Below are 16,880 nucleotides of genomic sequence, written 5' to 3'. Positions count from 1 at the left end.
ATATATCCAGAGAGGGGTTATTCTTTTTAGTTAATTATAAATGTCGTATTTATGAGGCCTGTGGCGTTTCGCAAACGCCTAGTTAGTAAAAATGTAAGTGTGTCTACTGTCATTTTTTCTGCAAAAACAAGATTTATTTATTAAATTAAGAGGTCTATTATAAGGATGGCTGTGCATAAGAATTATCTTCAATTAATTTTATAAATTCATCAATAGGTAAAGGTTTTGAATAATAAAAACCTTGTTCATACTCACAACCAAGAGCTGCTAGTTCATTAGCCATGTGCTCATCTTCAACTCCCTCTGCAACTATTTTCATTTGTTCATTCAAAAACATTTCGATTTGTGATTTCAAAATTTTACTTGTTCCTCTAAAATATGACCAAACAAGTGACATATCTAATTTCACGATAGTGAATGGTAATTCAACCAATCTTGCAACATTTGAAGTACCTGAACCAAAATCATCCATTGAAAAACGGAGACCAACATTAGAAAGTCGATCCATTTGATAACGTATGATACTAAGATCTTCAATGGAAGATTCTGTAATTTCAAGGTTAATTCTATTAGTTGGAATATTGTATTTATATATGGTTTCTAGTAATTCATCTGCTAAATTTTCATTCATACACTGAGTAGGAGAAAGGTTAACATTTATAAAATCAATTCCCAAAGAATCTAAATCATGTTCGTTTATAAATTTACAAGTCTCATCAAAAATCTGTCGTCCAAGTTCAATAATCTGTCCATTATTTTCTGCAATGGAAATAAATTCATTTGGTGGTATAAATCCTAACTCTTCATCATACAATCGTGCAAGAGCCTCAGCGGCTGTAATGCGTCGTTGAGTAGCTGAATAAAGTGGTTGAAGATAAATCATTAAAGTACGATTTTTGATGGCTTTACCAATTGCTCTAGCGACTTCTTCGGTACGATGTACACGTTCTAAGTATGATTCATCAATATATAAAACAGTATTTACACGTTTAAAAGATAGTGAACATTCTGTCATACCAAGCTGTAAACATTCATAAGTTGAATAGAAAGAATCAACTTTTAAAGTTTTTGGTAAAAAGGCATAAGTTATAGGAAATGAAACTTCATAATTTTTGTATTTCCAAGTGTTAGTGAATTTTTCGGAAATAGTAGAAATTTCTTCTTCTAAAGATAATGTTTGTCGTGTGTTAAGTAAAACTAACTGTCCATTTCCAAAATAAAAAATTGTGCAATGAGGATATTTTTTTATTAGCCACTTTCCAACGATACTTAAAATATATTTTAAATTTTGTGGATTATAAAGAGTGTTTAAAGTAGCAAAGTTTTGGATACAAATACAAAGACACTCAAAAGGAATTTTGCGGCGTATTAAATCTGGTATTATTTTTTCAAAAGCCTCATCAGAAAACAAATCTACTCTTCGAACACGATATAAATCCGGGTTCAATGAAGATAAATATATTATCATTATAGCTATTACGCTAAAGAAACTCATAACTAACACATTAGGGTAAGCGCGTCTTATAAATAATCCAATTAGCAAAATAAAGTTCATAGCTATTAGAGATATAGAAGTTCTAGGTGATATATGTTTTATGGAAATAAAAACACAAATGAGTGAAATTATGCGATAAAAACTAGATGATATATACAAAAGAGGATACATGATAGAATTATGGTATCCAGTAGAGTCAATGTAAAATAGCCAGTGTGTAATTGGAGATGTTACTGTAATTATGATTGCAATAAGCATAGGAATAGCCATGGCATACAAAATAGGATAAGGAATAAATTTATATACTTTTGCATCTTCAATAGTGTAATCATATAAAGACCAATTTCGAATGAAAAAGGTAGAAAAGTATATTATATTAATAATATATAATGAAGCTATAGGTAAACGACTGTGAATAGCTACCATTTCACAACTCATTATATCTGAAATATTCATAATTAAAGTTGTCCATAGTACAAGTAAAAAAGATTTATTCTTACGGATTGGTAAATTTTTGTGAGAAAAATAAAATGCTAAAAATAGCGCGTGTACAGGTATAGCGGCTATTGCATAATCATAATTATAATTGCTTAACCAATTTATCATAAAAATCCTCCTTAGGAAAAAATAACTTATCATGTTCTTACTATCGGCCAAAAATTAAATAAAAAAAACCCAATAAATTATAAAAAAATATAACTTATTGGGCATAAAAATATAAAGATTAATGTATGATATAGTGTTCCAATTGTTCTTTATTTCCTTTAAAAATGTTTTTATCGATGTATTTTTCGTTTCCATTGTAACCAGACAAAATTTCGTTGTCGGAATATTGCCACATTGTCCACTTGTTAATAGTGATTATGTGAGCAGGAATATTTACACTTCTAATCCATAGTGGATTTGAAGAAAAATAACCTTTAATATAAGAATAATAAAATCGCGGAGTAGTATATATCATTGCTTTTACACCATAATGTTTTTCAATGGTATTTAAAAATTTATTTAATTCCTCATGTAATTTCTTTTTATCAACTGTTTTGTTACGATAATACTCAACATCGACAACTGGGATTAAGTCTCCCTTTAGATTACCGACCACTTCTATATAATGTTTGGCTTGAGTTTCACCATCGCTTTCAAAAGAAAAAAAATGATAAGCACCGGTATAGATTTTATTTTTTTTGGAATTTGCATAATTAACAAAGTATTTAGAGTCTACACTTGAACTACCTTCAGTTGCTTTAGCGTAGACAAATTCAACACCTTGCTTTTTTAAGATGCTCATATCCACATCGCCTTGGTAATGTGATAAATCAACACCTTTAATATAATTATTAGATAAAAAATAATTATTCAATTTCTTTTGCTTAATCATGATTCCAATTTTTAAAGAAAAAATAATAAAACAAAATATTATAAAATTAAAGAGAGTAAAATATCGTCTTCTTTTTTTCATATAAAATCCTTTTCTTTTTATATTTTATTTGTAAAATTTATAACCGTTTTTTTGGCAAAATCGACTCCTTTAGGCGAAAAACCATGTTCTTCATCTTCTATAACGTATAAATGTGCTTTAGAATATAAATTTATAGCCTTATTTGAATACTTTAAAGGAACAATAGCATCTCGATTTCCGTGAAGTATAAGTACATTGTTTGGGAAAGAACCAATTTCATCAAAGGTATTAATCTTAAGAACACTTTCAAAATAATCTTGTCCCAATTTCATATTCCAAAAATCAAGTTCGTGTGGTAGTTGCTTAAATTCCTTTAAGTTTTGTCTCCAATCATCTGGAATACAAAAAGCAGGATAATATAAAATCATACCAGAAACTTGGTTACTTAATTCTTCAGCTGCAAGAGCAGTAACAAAACCGCCTTGGCTACCGCCTAATAAAAATATTTTTGAATTATCAGTATAATCTAAATTTTTGACGAAATTAAATACAGAGATTAAATCAGATTTCTCTGTAAAAATAGTCATCTTAGTGGTTGGCATGCTACTACGGCTTTTGGTTGAACCGCCACAAAAATCATATGCTACGGCAACATATCCATGTTGTGCAAAATAAGTACATTCTGTTTCAAAATCATCGCCGCAACCATTATAGCCATGACTAAGTACTATAGCTGGTAGTTTCTTACCATCGATGTCTGGGATATAAATTTTAGCATAAATTTTTTCATTATTATATGTGTTAGTAATAGTAACCTCTTTAATATGAAAAGAAACGTGATTTGTATAAGTTAAAGTCTTTTCATAAGATGTGTTAGATAAGTTAATTGTAGTGTTCATAGTTTATTCCTCTATCCTTTTTATTATATTAAATTAAATGAAATACATATATATATTCAGTTATATTTATATATAAAACCGTCTAAGAATAATTGTAATCTAGGAAAAAATATATGTAAATAGAAAAATAAAAAAAAATAAATTATATTGGAGAAGTGACTAATTTGAAATTCGTTTTAGGAAGGTTTTTTATTGAATTATGAAAAAACAAGAAAAAAGTCAGAAATTAACTTGTCAGACACGCTTTTGACAAGTATAATGGTTTCAATGATAAAGACATAGAAGGAAGGAAATCTAATAATGAATCAGGAAAAAGTTATCGTTATTGATTTTGGTGGCCAATACAATCAATTAGTGGCACGCCGTGTTAGAGAGTGTAATGTCTATTGTGAAATATATTCTTATAAGACAGATATTCAAAAGATTAAAGAAATGAATCCCAAAGGTATTATTTTGACAGGTGGACCAGATAGTTGCTATTTAGAAAATTCTGCAACTTGTTCAAAAGAATTATTTGAATTAGGTATACCAGTACTTGGATTATGCTATGGTGCACAGCTTATGCAGCACGTTTTAGGCGGAAAAGTAGAAAAAGCACCAGTACGTGAATATGGAAAAACAGAAGTATTTGTTGATAATACTTCCAAATTATTTGCAAATGTATCAGAGAAAACAATTTGTTGGATGAGTCATTTTGACTATATTTCTAATGTAGCACCAGAGTTTAAGATTATCGCACATACTGCAGATTGCCCTGTTGCAGCAGCAGAAAATGCAGATAAAAATTTATATGCTATCCAATTCCATCCAGAGGTTTTACATACAGTAGAAGGAACTAAGATGCTTGAAAACTTCGTTAAGGGAATTTGTGGTTGCGAAGGAACATGGAAAATGGATTCTTTCGTAGAAAGAACTATTGAAGAGATTAAAGAAAAAGTTGGAGACGGAAAAGTTCTTTTAGCGTTATCAGGTGGTGTTGATTCATCAGTAGCAGCAGGTTTACTTTCAAGAGCTATTGGTAAACAGTTAACATGTGTATTCGTTGATCATGGTTTACTTAGAAAAGATGAAGGGGATCAGGTTGAGTCTGTTTTTGGAGAAAATGGTAACTTCGATTTGAACTTTATTAGAGTAAATGCAGCTGATCGTTATTATGCTAAGTTAAAAGGTGTAGAAGAACCAGAGAAGAAGAGAAAGATTATCGGTGAAGAGTTCATTAGAATATTTGAAGAAGAAGCTAAAAAAATCGGTGCAGTTGATTTCCTAGCGCAAGGAACAATTTACCCAGATGTTGTTGAATCAGGTTTAGGTGGAGAATCAGCCGTAATTAAATCACACCATAATGTAGGCGGACTTCCTGATTTCGTAGATTTCAAAGAGATTATTGAACCACTTAGAGATTTATTTAAAGATGAGGTTAGAAAAGCTGGTTTAGAGCTTGGAATTCCTGAAGATTTAGTATATCGTCAGCCATTCCCAGGTCCTGGATTAGGAATTAGAATCATCGGTGAAGTAAATGCTAAAAAAGTTCAAATTGTACAAGATGCAGATGCAATATATCGTGAAGAAGTTGATAAAGCTGCTAAAGAATGGAAAGCACAGCACAACAATGAAAATCCTTCATGGAAACCAGATCAATACTTCGCAGCACTTACAAATATGCGTTCAGTAGGTGTTATGGGGGATGAAAGAACATACGATTATGCAGTTGCACTTCGTGCAGTAAAAACAATTGACTTTATGACAGCTGAAGCTGCTGAAATCCCATTTGAGGTATTACAGACAGTAATGAGCAGAATTATAAACGAAGTAAAAGGTATAAATCGTGTATTCTACGATTTAACAAGTAAGCCACCAGGAACAATAGAGATGGAGTGACCTGTAAGTGGTTTAGAGGTTAACTTCACAAATCCAGTATTTTCAAGGCCTGAGGCCGTGTGAAATAACACGGTTTCAGGTCTTTTTTTGGTCATCGCTTCTAATATGCTTCTATTTTTTCTGAAAGAAGCAGAAGCGAAATAACTCCAATTAAAGAGTCCAATTCTGTTTCTTATCTTTTATTTTCCACAGATTTCAAAAAAATAAAAAATTTTTGCTGAGATTTAGTAATGAGCAAAAAGCCACCCCAAATGTAATACGAAAGAAAAAATTCGTAATCGGAGGTGGAAGATATGTTTGAATGCAGAACATTTATCACAGTAAAAGAAATCGGCGAAGTACTCGGTGTTTCTGAATCTAAGTCTTATGGAATAGTTCGCGATTTGAATAAGGAGCTTGCTGATAAAGGATACATGGTTATCCCGGGAAGAGTCAGCAGAAAATATTTCGAAGAGCGTTTCTATGGAGTAGAAAATGAAACAAAAGTAAAGGAGGTACAACATGCCGGCGAATAGGGATAAAAAGACAGGCAAGTGGAACTGCCAGTTCTATTACACCGATTGGACAGGAAAAAAAGTCAAGAAGATGAAGCGTGGCTTTGAGACCAAAAAGGAAGCTCAAGATTGGGAGCGACACTTCAAATTGGAAAAAGCCAGTAGCTTAGACATGACCTTCGGAGATTTTTACAGACGTTATGAAGCGGATGTAAAGCCTAAGGTAAGGGAAAATACTTGGCAGTCAAAAGTCTGGGTGATTGAAAAAAAGATTCTTCCATATTTTAAAGATCTTGTGATGAGAGATATCACTCCGCGAGACGTTCTTGCTTGGCAGAACGAGATGCGGAAGATGGAATCGAAAGATGGAAATAGCTTTAAGGGGACCTATCTTAGAAAGATGCAGGCAGAGCTATCAGCTATTTTCAACCATGCTGTTAAGTATTATGAGCTACCAAAGAATCCAGCAGTGATCGCAGGACCACTAGGACAGCATAATGCAGATGAAATGTTGTTTTGGACCAAAGAGGAGTACATGAGATTTATTCCCACTATGGCAAACAAGACATACTCATATATGGCATTTGAAATGCTTTATTGGTGTGGTCTCCGTATGGGAGAACTCTTAGCACTTACTCCGGCTGATTTTGACTTTGATAGAAATAACGTTTCTATTACAAAGTCATATCAGAGAATTAAGGGCGAGGATGTAATAACGAAGCCAAAGACTAAGAAGAGTGTCAGGGTTATTAAGATGCCTGAAATGGTTGCCATGGAGATGCAGGATTTCATCAATAGCATTTATGGTATTGAGCCTTCAGACAGAATCTTTGTACTTTCAAAATCATATTTGCATCATGAAATGGACAGAGGCGTTAAGGCAAGTGGAGTAAAGAGGATTCGTATCCATGATCTCAGACATAGCCATGTATCACTTCTTATAGATATGGGATTTTCGGCTGTGGCTATCGGAAATAGAGTGGGTCATGAAAGTGCAGAGATTACATATCGTTATGCCCATATGATGCCATCTATTCAGGATGATATGGCAGAGGCTCTTGATGAAGAGTGGAAGGAGGGATTCGATGTCAGCGAAGAATCTTGATTCAAAAGGCAGGTATCGTAGTGAGACGATTGCTTACAGATGTTCCCCGGAAGAAAGAAAAGAACTCGATAAACGTTGGAAGCTTATGGGATATCTAACCAAGCAGGACTATGTATTAGATGCGGTTCTTCACAATAAGGTGACTGCAAAAGGAAATCCTCAGATGCTTGTGAACTTTCGAAAAGAGCTTTATATCATCATTTCGGAGTTAGAAAGAATAAATGAGGCATCGGAAATTGACGAGGAGCTGTTTACTCCAGTCAATACCATGTTGGAAATCCTTCAGGCATTTAAGGATAACGAGGATAAATCGAGAAAAAAGAGCAGAAGAGACAAGTTTTTGGAAAGGAGAGTTTATCGCGATGAGTAAAGTTATTATTTGTGCAAATCAAAAAGGGGGAGTAGCCAAGAGTACTTCGGTAGTGAATCTTGGCATCGGACTGGCAAATAAGGGAAAGAGAGTACTTGTCATTGATAATGATCCGCAGGGATCACTTACTGAGGCTTTGGGATATCCTCAGCCGGATAAGCTTGAGATTACCCTGGCGAATGTCATGGAATGGGTGCTGAACGAAGATGATTATGATTTGAAGGCAGGTATTCTTCATCATGAGGAAGGCATCGACCTTATGCCTGCAAATATCGAGTTGTCCGGAGTAGAGACATCTCTTGTAGGGATTATGAGTTCAGAGACAACTTTACGTGAGTATATCGAATCTGTTAGAGATGATTACGATTATATCCTTGTAGATTGTTCTCCAAACCTTGGTCAGTTGACTTTAAATGCTCTTGTGGCGGCGGATGAAGTGATTATTCCAGTGCAGGCTGCATACCTGCCCATTAAGGGATTAGAACAGCTGTTAAAGACCATAAGTCGTGTTAAACGTAAGATGAATCCGAAGCTTCATATTATGGGAATTCTGATTACTATGGTGGATTATAGAACTGTCTATGCAAAGGAAATCACGGAAGTTCTTTACGAACATTACGGAAGCAGTATCCATATCTTTGATGATGTGATTCCTCTATCTGTAAGAGCTGCAGAAGCATCTGCGGAGGGGGTCAGTATTTATAAGTACGACGGAAAAGGAAAGGTAGCGGCAGCTTATGAAAAGATTGTAGAGGAGGTTTTAAACTATGAGCAGTAAGGGTATTTCGCAGAGAATTAAGCTTCAGAGTTTTGATGATATGTTTGACACAGAAGAGAACAATGAAGTGGCCGATTTGGGTGTGAAGCCTGTTGATGGTCAGATTGTGGAAATTCCATTATCAGAACTTCATACCTTTAAGAACCATCCTTTTCGAGTTGTAGATGATGAAAATATGGAAGAGATGGTAGAAAGCGTAAAAGAGTATGGCGTTTTGGTACCGGCAATTGCAAGACCAAGGGCTGAGGGCGGATATGAACTGATATCCGGTCATAGACGTAAGCATGCATCTGAACTTGCAGGTAAAGATACAATGCCGGTTATTATTCGTGATTGTGATAATGATGAAGCTGTTGTGATTATGGTGGATGCCAATATTCAGCGTGAGGACATTCTTATTAGTGAACGAGCTAAGGCTTATCAGATGAAATATGAGGCTATGAAGCATCAAGGCGTTGGAGGAGGCTTGTCTCTGCAGGAAATGAGTGATCAGGCTGGTGAAAGTATGAAGACCATACAGCGCCTTATTTGTCTTGCGAGTCTTGATAACAAGCTTCTTGATATGGTGGATGAAAAGAAATTGAGCTTGCGTCAAGGAGTGGATCTTTCTTTTATACCGCAGGAGCAACAGTTGATAGTCTATGACGTTATAAATGAAATGAATGTGTCTCTTAGTTTAGAGCAGAGTGCGAGAATTAAGGAAGCATCAAGAAAAGGGTATCTTAACGCAGATTTTCTAAGAGATTATCTGTCTGAGAAGAAACCGAAACCGCGTAAAGTAGTGTTTAATCAGAAGAAGTTAGATAACTACTTTACTCCGGATATGAGCAATGAAGATATTGAGGAGCTAATTGTAAAGCTCCTAGATGAATGGAAGGAGAAAGGGGAACCGCGTTAATGGAGAGGCTTAAGCTGGAGTTTTATTATGGGCAGGAGGCAGAGCAGTTTACGTTCTACCGTCTGCCAAAGGCTTTGATAACAGATGACAGATTTAAAGATATATCTAATAATTCTAAGCTTCTGTATGGTTTGATGTTAGATCGTATGTCATTATCAGTTAGAAGCGGATGGTTTGATGAAGAGAATAGAGTTTATATCAAATATTCGCTTAAAAGTATTATGGCCGATTTAAATTGTAGCAAGATGACGGCTGTAAATATGTTGAAAGAGTTGCAAGCAATTGGACTTATAGATGTAGAGCAGAAAAATGGGCTTGCTAACATCATTTACGTTAAAAACTTTGTATCTGGGGGAGAAGAAGCATTAGACCGGTCAGAAAATTGTACAGGTAAGAAAAAAGAACCGGTGAAAGAAGACCAGTCTAATAATCAGACCAGTATAAAAGATGAACCGGTATATGAGGAAGACCAGTCAGATAGTAGTACTGGTACCGGTCAGGATTCTTTACCAGGGGTAGTACAGAATTCAGACCTGAATAATAATGATTTTAACAATACAGATTATAGTGAGACTAATCATATCAGTCTATCAGGTGAGCATATTGATAACCCTATCCGTGTTACGAGGATGGATCAGATGGATGAGACTACAGCATACATGGAACTTATTCGTGAGAACATCGACTACGATATTATGATGAGTGATCCCAAGTGGCTTGACAGGGACATGTATGATGAACTTTATCAGCTAATTTGCGATGTTGTTTGTGTTCCTCGCAAAACTATCCGCATTGCAGGAGAGGACTATCCTTATAGCTTGGTTAAGAGTAAGTTCTTGAAGCTTAACTCTACCCACTTGGAATATGTCATCGGCTGTATGAAGAATAATACAACCAAGGTGTCAAATATCAAAGCATACCTAACAACAGCACTCTATAACGCGCCCAATACGATAAATCATTACTATACCGCGGAGGTAAATCATGATATGTATGGTACAATGTAATTGGAGGAATGATTATGGCTAAGTATATTGTTGAAGAAACAAAAACAAGTAAATATGAAAAGAATTTTAAATTTCCCATGATAAATTTGCTACCTGCAATCGTTTGGTGCATTCCAGTTCATCAGAAATTATCGCCTATTGTTGGAACAGCAGGAACATATGGAGTGGTGGCTGCATTCTTTGCGGCGTACATTTTATTATCATATGTTCCAATCATAGCATTAGCTCCGAGTATAGCGAGTGTGATTATGTTGACTGGATTATTCTGGGTTCCGGCGGATCATATAGGTAATAACGTGGTGAGAATCATTGTAAAAGGAGTAATTCTTGTAATTATGGTTCTTATTGAGGCTTGTGTGCTGATAAATGCAACTTTACCATGGTTGGAGAGAAAGACGGCACTGACACCTAGAGTTAGAAGAATAGATGATCAAGAAAAATGAGAATTACTTGAAAATGAAGTGGTTTTGAGGTATAATAAATAAGTTTCATATTATCCTGCGGTAAGTGTATCAAGGAACTAATAAAATGGGAAATTGGTATTTTTTATTGAAAGATAATAGAAATATATAAGGAGAATAATACATGTATACAATATTTGAAACATTTGTGGGAGCGGGAGGTTCCCATTTAGGGTTTAAAAATAATGGCTTTCAATCAAGGTATGTAAATGATTTTTGCCATGAAGCGATGGAAACATTGTTGATTAATAATCCTGAAATAAAAGATACAGCGATAGTGGATGAGACGAGTATTGTCGATATCAACCCAAGAGATATATTAAAAAAATCAAATCTTAAAGTGGGCGAATTAGATGTATTATTTGGAGGAATCGTGTGTAAAGGCTTTAGTTTAGCTGGAGAACGTTCACCAAATGATGAAAGAAATTATTTTTACCATAAGCAATTAGAGATAGTTGAAGCAGTTAAGCCAAAGATTAGTATTATAGAAAATGTGCCAGGGATACAAACAGCTGAAGTACTCTCTCCTGAGACGCCAGAAGATATTAAAGAGAGAGTTGATAAGGTATGGCAGGACTTAGAAAACTATAAAGGCGAGAAGGCGAATCTTAGAAAAACTAATAGTTTAACACAAGAGTTTGAGGAAAAAGGCAAGCAATTAAGAAGAGAAAAAGAACAATTGCTTAGAGAAATTAAAAATTGTGGCTATATGAAATCTGTATATGATGATATACTTGATTTATATAGTAAACTAGGCTATGTTGTGTACGCTCATCCAGTTAACTCTGCTTGTTATGGTGCAGCTACAAAAAGGGAGAGAATTATAATTGTTGCTGTCAGAGATGATATCAATATTGAATATGAGTTTCCGGAAGCTGTTTGTGAAGATGCTTCTCTAAGAAAAAAATATCCATATTTGTATGTAGAAGGCCATAAATATAAGCCGGTTAAAACTGTAGGAGATGCACTTTCTGAAATAGATTATTCGAATAAAGATGATTATGATAATAAGCCAATGAATCACGCAGCAAAAACAGTTGCTAGATTTAAGCTAATCCCAGAAGGTGATAATATTGCAAATCATATGGATTCTGTACCAGATGATTTAAAAATAAGTAAGTTCTATTCTAGAGGAAATACTATGAGACTAAGTAGATATGAAGCTAGTCCTACTTTAGTTCCAGGTCATAGTAATTTTCCAGTACATCCGTGGGAGGATAGGAGTATTACAGTTAGAGAGGCGGCGACAATTACTGGATTTCCGGTAAATTATAAGTTTATTGGGAGTCATACCAAAAGATGTGAAGAGGTTGGAAATGCTGTTCCACCACCATTGTCTACGGCAGTGGCATCTAAAGCAAAAGAATTATTAGATAAGTACTATAGTAGAAGTAATAAAAAATAAAAGTTGACCGCAATTAAAATTGGAAAGATATTTCCAGTATTTAATTGCGGTTTTTTTGGAGGGTAAAATGCTAGTCTATTTAAAAAATGTTACGAATAATGATACAAAAAAACAGATTGAAACAACTGCTGAGGCATATCAAAATTTCTTTGGTGGAGATCCTAATGAGGCATCTGGAATTAAGGTTAAGATTAAGGAAGCATATAGTGGCCAAGTAGCGGATGTTATAGTTTCTAAAGCCGCAGGAAATGCTAATTCATATAGATTTTCTTCAGAAAGAGGAACTTTAACTTTATCAAAGCTTGTGTTGTATTCAGACAAATCTTTTGCTGCAGGTAATATTATAAAGATGACGAAAATGCGAGAATACTTTTTGTTAGAAATTGTGGAGCCACAGGATTCAGAGTTTGAGACATTAGCAGCGATGATGAAAAATAAACAAGCTACTATAGTTTGTGTAGATGATAATGATGAACAATACAGTGAAGATGATGAAGATTTGAATAAAGATTTACGTGGGAAAAATATATTATTTTATGGTGTGCCTGGCAGTGGTAAGAGTCATGCTGTAGATAAAATTTGTAATGACAACTCTGTGATGGAGCGAATAGTTTTTCATCCGGAATATACATATTCTGATTTTGTAGGACAAATATTACCGCAGATAGCAGAAGATGGTAAAACGATAGAATATAAGTTTGTAGAAGGTCCATTTACACGTATAATAAAAAAGGCAAAAAAAGAAAAAAACAAGATGTTCTATTTAATTATAGAAGAAATAAATAGAGGAAATGCGCCTGCTATATTTGGAGATATTTTCCAATTGTTAGATAGAAATGATTTAGGAGAAAGTAAGTATGGCATTAAGAATATTGATATTGCTAAATCTGTATATGGTGAGGATAAAGCATTAGAAGATGTTGTTATTCCTAATAATGTTACTATTTTAGCGACTATGAATACTTCAGATCAAAATGTTTTTACATTAGATACTGCATTTCAAAGAAGATGGGAAATGAGACAAATACCTAATATTTTTAGTCCGGATCATGAATTTGCGAATACGACAATCCTAGATACTACAATTACGTGGAAAGAGTTTAATGAAACAGTTAATAATAGAATTGTTTCTAATAATCCTATGGCATCAACAGAGGATAAAAGATTAGGAACATATTTTATAAAGGAAGAAGATCTAAAAACAGGAAATAATTTCCCAGAAAAGGTGATTAAGTATTTGTGGGATGATGCAGTAAAGTTTTCAAGAGATATCATTTTTAATGAAAAAGATTATTCAACATTAGAACTAGTCATAGATAAGTTTGAAAAATCTGCTAGAAATGAAAGATTAAAGGTATTTGCTGAAGGTTTATTTAATATTAGAGAAGATACAGATTATACCACTGAAATAGATGAACCGATAAAAGGTGATTTATAATGGATAAGTTTAATTTAATAGATATATGTAAAAATGTAGATTTATATTCGGAAGATACTTTTATAGGAGTAAAATGCGAGAATAATACTATTAATGTTATATTTCCAATAGGATTCAATATAGGGGAAAACAATAATGAGGTAAGAAGTAACATTTTATGCTTATTACAAACACTTGGAAAGTTTTCGCAGTCGAGTAATTCGGTTTTAAAAACTCCAGATGAAAAGAAAAAAAAGGGATTTCCACTATTTTCATATCTCTATATTATTAAAGATTATCTACTTAATGGCTATTATGTAGAAAAGGAAATAAAATATAAACAGGCTAAGAGGGGAAAAATAAACTGGAATAAAACTATAAGAACACAGAAACCGTATCCTGTAAATAATAGTTTTGTGTATTTAGATTTTGTTGTAAAGGATCTTTCAATCAATCAAAATGAACTTATTACACTTGTGCACCAAGCTTGTGTGTATAAATGTTTTAAAAAACTGGGGTGGCTGTATACATCCTACATTCCTCAAAGACCTAAATTGAAATTTGATCAAAAGTTATTTGAAATTGTAGTAAAACAGTCTTTAAATCAAACCTTTGATGATAAAAAACGTATGTTGTTTAATCATATGTTAAATGTAATTGCTGATGCATCCGAGGAAGATGATATGGAATCATTTTCTTTTGGAACAAATAGATTTGAATATGTATGGGAAAATATGATTGATTATGTGTTTGGTATAGATAATAAAGAATACTATTTCCCAAGTAGTAATTGGCATTTAAGTGGAAATAGTAAAAAGAATAGTGTTTTAGAACCAGATACAATAATGATGAAAGATGGAATAGCATTTGTGTTAGATGCAAAATATTATAAATACGGAGTGACAGCCATACCGGCGCATCTACCATCTACGTCTTCTATAGCAAAACAGATTATATATGCCCAATATATTGAAAAAAACAATATGAAGGATAAGGATGGAAATATCTTAAAAACATATAATGCTTTTTTGATGCCGTATTCCAAAAATGGGAAATATTTTCCGACGACGAAAAATTACAAATATATTGGTTATGCAGATGCAGAATGGGAAAAATTTAATAATAATTATGAACATGTAGAAGGAATATTAGTAGACATAAATCATCTTATGTATAGCTGTGTAAGAAATAATAGAGAAGAGATTAATCAATTATCAGATTTGATATTGAAATCATTTGAATAAATCAGGGGGAAATTATGAACGAAAAAGATGTTAGTAAATTTATAAATACATATCAGAATAGTTTTGTTGCGAAGCATTTATCGCCAAGTGGTAATTTTTATTTGGTTCCACAATATAAATTAGACTATGGAGGAGCGGCAGATTGGGCTGTTTTTGATAAAATAACTGGAAAAATACTAGGATTAATTGAATGTAAAGGTGAACCAGATTTAACTGAATTTGTTAGAGGGCTAGGGCAAATAGAACAGTATTATTATGCCATTCAAAGAAATAAAGCTAGTTTTACCCCTAATGCGAAAACGTTGTATGTAGCTGATAAAAAAGTTATAGATAAAATACCACATTGGGATTTAATGCATTTTGAAAAGGCAGATAATCTAGTTGTAATAGATAGTACAGCATTAGGTGGAACTAAATTGCCAACTGATGAATATGCGTTATATTCAAAAAAAGATATAAGTAGAATAATTTCAGTAAAGAGTAATAGTTTAAAACTTACTGGAATTCCATTTGCTAGAGATATTGAAATAAATGAAGTATATATGGCATTAATGGCGTTATATGAAGATAATAAAAATCAGGTTTTTAATGGAGGTACATCTAACATTAATAAGCTGCTGACAAGTGTATTAACAACATATGGTGCTACACATCCAGGAAATGCAAGAAACGTAGGAATATTACTTAGAGATCTAGCGTTAATTGATGATTATAATGTTCCAACAGCATATGGATTGGAAATGTTAAAATCAAAATATGTTGATTTTGTAAAGACATTTATTTTTAATTATTACAATGACACTATAGTTAACGTAGTTACTGCTATGTTAAATATAGCTAGTTCTAAAGGTAGTGATTGGAAGAATATAACAGTAACGCAGAAAGAAATAAAAGATGAAATCTTGAGAATGTATAATGGAAAGCCTTTAAAAAATCTTACAGATGATATGGCGAAAAAATCAAACTATATTGGGACGTGCTTATTGATATTAGAGAGAGAAATAGGGGCTATTACATCAACAAAAGTAGCGGGAAAAAAGCATTATGTTTTTAATTTTTTACCTCTAAAAGAATTATCTATGACAGACGAAATTAATGACGGAATATATAAGAATATTCCAGCATGTTTGAAAAATTATATGAGTGCATTAGGATATAAAGACTGGGAAAGATAGAATATGTTTATAGTAGGTGACGGTTGTGCTAAGCTATCACTTGCGAAAAGGCTCTTTATTCGAGTTTTGATTACTTGGGTATGGGAGCCTTTCTTTATGCCTTTTTGCGCAACCGTGGGTTCCTACTGTCAACATATGAGTGGTATTATTTATATGAAGGGGGAAGAATTAATTTATGATTATATCTAGAAAGTAAACTAATAAAAAGCATCGTTGTATGAGGAGAGGTAGGAATGGAAAGACATGAGCCACATTATCTAAGGAAAATAATTGAGGAAGAAAATTTAACAAAATATGCGTCAAAGGCTGGAGTTACTAGTTTTCAAAATAGTGTTGTAAAAACGTATATGAAAGGGGTAAATGAAAGTCAGTTGGCTAAAAAGTATGAAGTGACTCCTAATGCAATACATGAAGCAATATATGGATATGTAGTTGCTTGTAGGAGGTATTTAGGAAAACGGACTAATTCTAGAAAGTTACCATGGATTGACAGAGTAGAACCCGAAAATGATTTTTTAGAAGATGTACTAAATGGGAAGAATAAATCAAAAGGAGCAGTAGAAGAAGCTTTAGTTGAAGCAACACGAGTAGCGGTTAGTAAATCATTGAACTTAGCAAAGATAGATAAGAAAAACAAAGATAAGTACAAATCTGTGGTTAAGCAATTACGAACAGTTTTAGATATTTCTATGCATTTATTAGAAGATATTGAAGATAAATTAGAAGATTAATAACTTCTGGTCCATTGGACCAGAAGTTATTTTTATTGTGTAGCAAGGTTTTAATAAACCCCCTGCTATGCAGGGGGACAACAGACGCTTTAGCTTACAGTAAAAACCTCCCGTGATATAATAA

Annotated in this window: 16 protein-coding genes; 13 read left to right on the top strand and 3 right to left on the bottom strand. The window is 33.3% G+C overall.

Annotation, left to right across the window (positions count from 1 at the left end; genetic code table 11):
* Nucleotides 1–157: 157 nt before the first annotated feature.
* The 3 genes from BMY79_RS06285 to BMY79_RS06275 form a co-directional block, all read right to left on the bottom strand.
* Nucleotides 158–2,101 carry an EAL domain-containing protein gene (locus BMY79_RS06285; protein ID WP_074730616.1) on the bottom strand — a complete coding sequence of 648 codons (1,944 nt, stop codon included), beginning with the start codon at nt 2,099–2,101 and terminating at the stop codon, nt 158–160.
* Nucleotides 2,102–2,219: 118 nt separating this feature from the next.
* Nucleotides 2,220–2,954: a glycoside hydrolase family 25 protein gene (locus tag BMY79_RS06280; RefSeq protein ID WP_022749616.1), complete on the bottom strand. Its 735-nt coding sequence runs from the start codon at nt 2,952–2,954 to the stop codon at nt 2,220–2,222.
* Nucleotides 2,955–2,971: 17 nt separating this feature from the next.
* Nucleotides 2,972–3,793 (bottom strand): alpha/beta hydrolase family protein, encoded by an 822-nt coding sequence (locus BMY79_RS06275; RefSeq protein WP_022749618.1) that lies wholly within the window; start codon nt 3,791–3,793, stop codon nt 2,972–2,974.
* A gap of 300 nt (nt 3,794–4,093) precedes the next feature.
* On the opposite strand from BMY79_RS06275, the gene guaA reads away from it, so the two are divergent.
* From guaA to BMY79_RS06205, 13 genes are all read left to right on the top strand, one after another.
* Nucleotides 4,094–5,671, top strand: a complete 1,578-nt coding sequence (guaA, locus tag BMY79_RS06270) for a glutamine-hydrolyzing GMP synthase (RefSeq protein ID WP_027421678.1) — start codon at nt 4,094–4,096, stop codon at nt 5,669–5,671.
* 293 nt (nt 5,672–5,964) lie between these two features.
* Nucleotides 5,965–6,186 (top strand): hypothetical protein, encoded by a 222-nt coding sequence (locus tag BMY79_RS06265; RefSeq protein WP_074730615.1) that lies wholly within the window; start codon nt 5,965–5,967, stop codon nt 6,184–6,186.
* The gene (locus tag BMY79_RS06260) at nt 6,173–7,270 is read left to right on the top strand and encodes a site-specific integrase (RefSeq protein ID WP_074730614.1); all 1,098 of its coding nucleotides are present in this window, start codon (nt 6,173–6,175) and stop codon (nt 7,268–7,270) included. Before BMY79_RS06265 ends, BMY79_RS06260 begins: the two co-directional genes overlap by 14 nt.
* Nucleotides 7,251–7,640 carry a plasmid mobilization protein gene (locus tag BMY79_RS06255; RefSeq protein ID WP_074730613.1) on the top strand — a complete coding sequence of 130 codons (390 nt, stop codon included), beginning with the start codon at nt 7,251–7,253 and terminating at the stop codon, nt 7,638–7,640. The genes BMY79_RS06260 and BMY79_RS06255 overlap by 20 nt, the downstream gene beginning before the upstream one ends.
* Nucleotides 7,633–8,418, top strand: coding sequence for a ParA family protein (locus tag BMY79_RS06250; RefSeq protein WP_074730612.1), 786 nt, complete (start codon nt 7,633–7,635; stop codon nt 8,416–8,418). Before BMY79_RS06255 ends, BMY79_RS06250 begins: the two co-directional genes overlap by 8 nt.
* Nucleotides 8,408–9,316 carry a ParB/RepB/Spo0J family partition protein gene (locus BMY79_RS06245; protein WP_074730611.1) on the top strand — a complete coding sequence of 303 codons (909 nt, stop codon included), beginning with the start codon at nt 8,408–8,410 and terminating at the stop codon, nt 9,314–9,316. Before BMY79_RS06250 ends, BMY79_RS06245 begins: the two co-directional genes overlap by 11 nt.
* Nucleotides 9,316–10,323 (top strand): DUF6017 domain-containing protein, encoded by a 1,008-nt coding sequence (locus tag BMY79_RS06240; protein ID WP_242941482.1) that lies wholly within the window; start codon nt 9,316–9,318, stop codon nt 10,321–10,323. The genes BMY79_RS06245 and BMY79_RS06240 overlap by 1 nt, the downstream gene beginning before the upstream one ends.
* A 14-nt stretch (nt 10,324–10,337) precedes the next feature.
* Nucleotides 10,338–10,766: a hypothetical protein gene (locus BMY79_RS06235; RefSeq protein ID WP_074730609.1), complete on the top strand. Its 429-nt coding sequence runs from the start codon at nt 10,338–10,340 to the stop codon at nt 10,764–10,766.
* 142 nt (nt 10,767–10,908) lie between these two features.
* Nucleotides 10,909–12,189, top strand: a complete 1,281-nt coding sequence (locus BMY79_RS06230; RefSeq protein WP_074730608.1) for a DNA cytosine methyltransferase — start codon at nt 10,909–10,911, stop codon at nt 12,187–12,189.
* A gap of 67 nt (nt 12,190–12,256) precedes the next feature.
* Nucleotides 12,257–13,627, top strand: coding sequence for an AAA family ATPase (locus BMY79_RS06225; RefSeq protein WP_074730607.1), 1,371 nt, complete (start codon nt 12,257–12,259; stop codon nt 13,625–13,627).
* The gene (locus BMY79_RS06220; protein WP_074730606.1) at nt 13,627–14,850 is read left to right on the top strand and encodes an LlaJI family restriction endonuclease; all 1,224 of its coding nucleotides are present in this window, start codon (nt 13,627–13,629) and stop codon (nt 14,848–14,850) included. Before BMY79_RS06225 ends, BMY79_RS06220 begins: the two co-directional genes overlap by 1 nt.
* 14 nt (nt 14,851–14,864) lie before the next feature.
* Nucleotides 14,865–16,025 carry a hypothetical protein gene (locus tag BMY79_RS06215; RefSeq protein ID WP_074730605.1) on the top strand — a complete coding sequence of 387 codons (1,161 nt, stop codon included), beginning with the start codon at nt 14,865–14,867 and terminating at the stop codon, nt 16,023–16,025.
* 233 nt (nt 16,026–16,258) lie between these two features.
* Nucleotides 16,259–16,756, top strand: a complete 498-nt coding sequence (locus BMY79_RS06205) for a hypothetical protein (RefSeq protein ID WP_027421665.1) — start codon at nt 16,259–16,261, stop codon at nt 16,754–16,756.
* Nucleotides 16,757–16,880: the final 124 nt, after the last annotated feature.

It is taken from the genome of Lachnobacterium bovis, from assembly GCF_900111325.1.
GTDB classification, from domain to species: domain Bacteria; phylum Bacillota; class Clostridia; order Lachnospirales; family Lachnospiraceae; genus Roseburia; species Roseburia bovis_A.
This window is presented reverse-complemented; position numbering and strand designations above follow the sequence as displayed.

Excerpts from the sequence above, each read along its gene's own strand:
- BMY79_RS06275 (WP_022749618.1), bottom strand. The coding sequence starts at position 3,793 with ATGAACACTACAATTAACTTATCTAACACATCTTATGAAAAGACTTTA.
- BMY79_RS06285 (WP_074730616.1), bottom strand. The coding sequence starts at position 2,101 with ATGATAAATTGGTTAAGCAATTATAATTATGATTATGCAATAGCCGCT.
- BMY79_RS06280 (WP_022749616.1), bottom strand. The coding sequence starts at position 2,954 with ATGAAAAAAAGAAGACGATATTTTACTCTCTTTAATTTTATAATATTT.
- BMY79_RS06230 (WP_074730608.1), top strand. The coding sequence starts at position 10,909 with ATGTATACAATATTTGAAACATTTGTGGGAGCGGGAGGTTCCCATTTA.
- guaA (WP_027421678.1), top strand. The coding sequence starts at position 4,094 with ATGAATCAGGAAAAAGTTATCGTTATTGATTTTGGTGGCCAATACAAT.
- BMY79_RS06250 (WP_074730612.1), top strand. The coding sequence starts at position 7,633 with ATGAGTAAAGTTATTATTTGTGCAAATCAAAAAGGGGGAGTAGCCAAG.
- BMY79_RS06260 (WP_074730614.1), top strand. The coding sequence starts at position 6,173 with ATGCCGGCGAATAGGGATAAAAAGACAGGCAAGTGGAACTGCCAGTTC.
- BMY79_RS06225 (WP_074730607.1), top strand. The coding sequence starts at position 12,257 with ATGCTAGTCTATTTAAAAAATGTTACGAATAATGATACAAAAAAACAG.
- BMY79_RS06255 (WP_074730613.1), top strand. The coding sequence starts at position 7,251 with ATGTCAGCGAAGAATCTTGATTCAAAAGGCAGGTATCGTAGTGAGACG.
- BMY79_RS06245 (WP_074730611.1), top strand. The coding sequence starts at position 8,408 with ATGAGCAGTAAGGGTATTTCGCAGAGAATTAAGCTTCAGAGTTTTGAT.
- BMY79_RS06265 (WP_074730615.1), top strand. The coding sequence starts at position 5,965 with ATGTTTGAATGCAGAACATTTATCACAGTAAAAGAAATCGGCGAAGTA.
- BMY79_RS06215 (WP_074730605.1), top strand. The coding sequence starts at position 14,865 with ATGAACGAAAAAGATGTTAGTAAATTTATAAATACATATCAGAATAGT.
- BMY79_RS06205 (WP_027421665.1), top strand. The coding sequence starts at position 16,259 with ATGGAAAGACATGAGCCACATTATCTAAGGAAAATAATTGAGGAAGAA.
- BMY79_RS06220 (WP_074730606.1), top strand. The coding sequence starts at position 13,627 with ATGGATAAGTTTAATTTAATAGATATATGTAAAAATGTAGATTTATAT.
- BMY79_RS06235 (WP_074730609.1), top strand. The coding sequence starts at position 10,338 with ATGGCTAAGTATATTGTTGAAGAAACAAAAACAAGTAAATATGAAAAG.
- BMY79_RS06240 (WP_242941482.1), top strand. The coding sequence starts at position 9,316 with ATGGAGAGGCTTAAGCTGGAGTTTTATTATGGGCAGGAGGCAGAGCAG.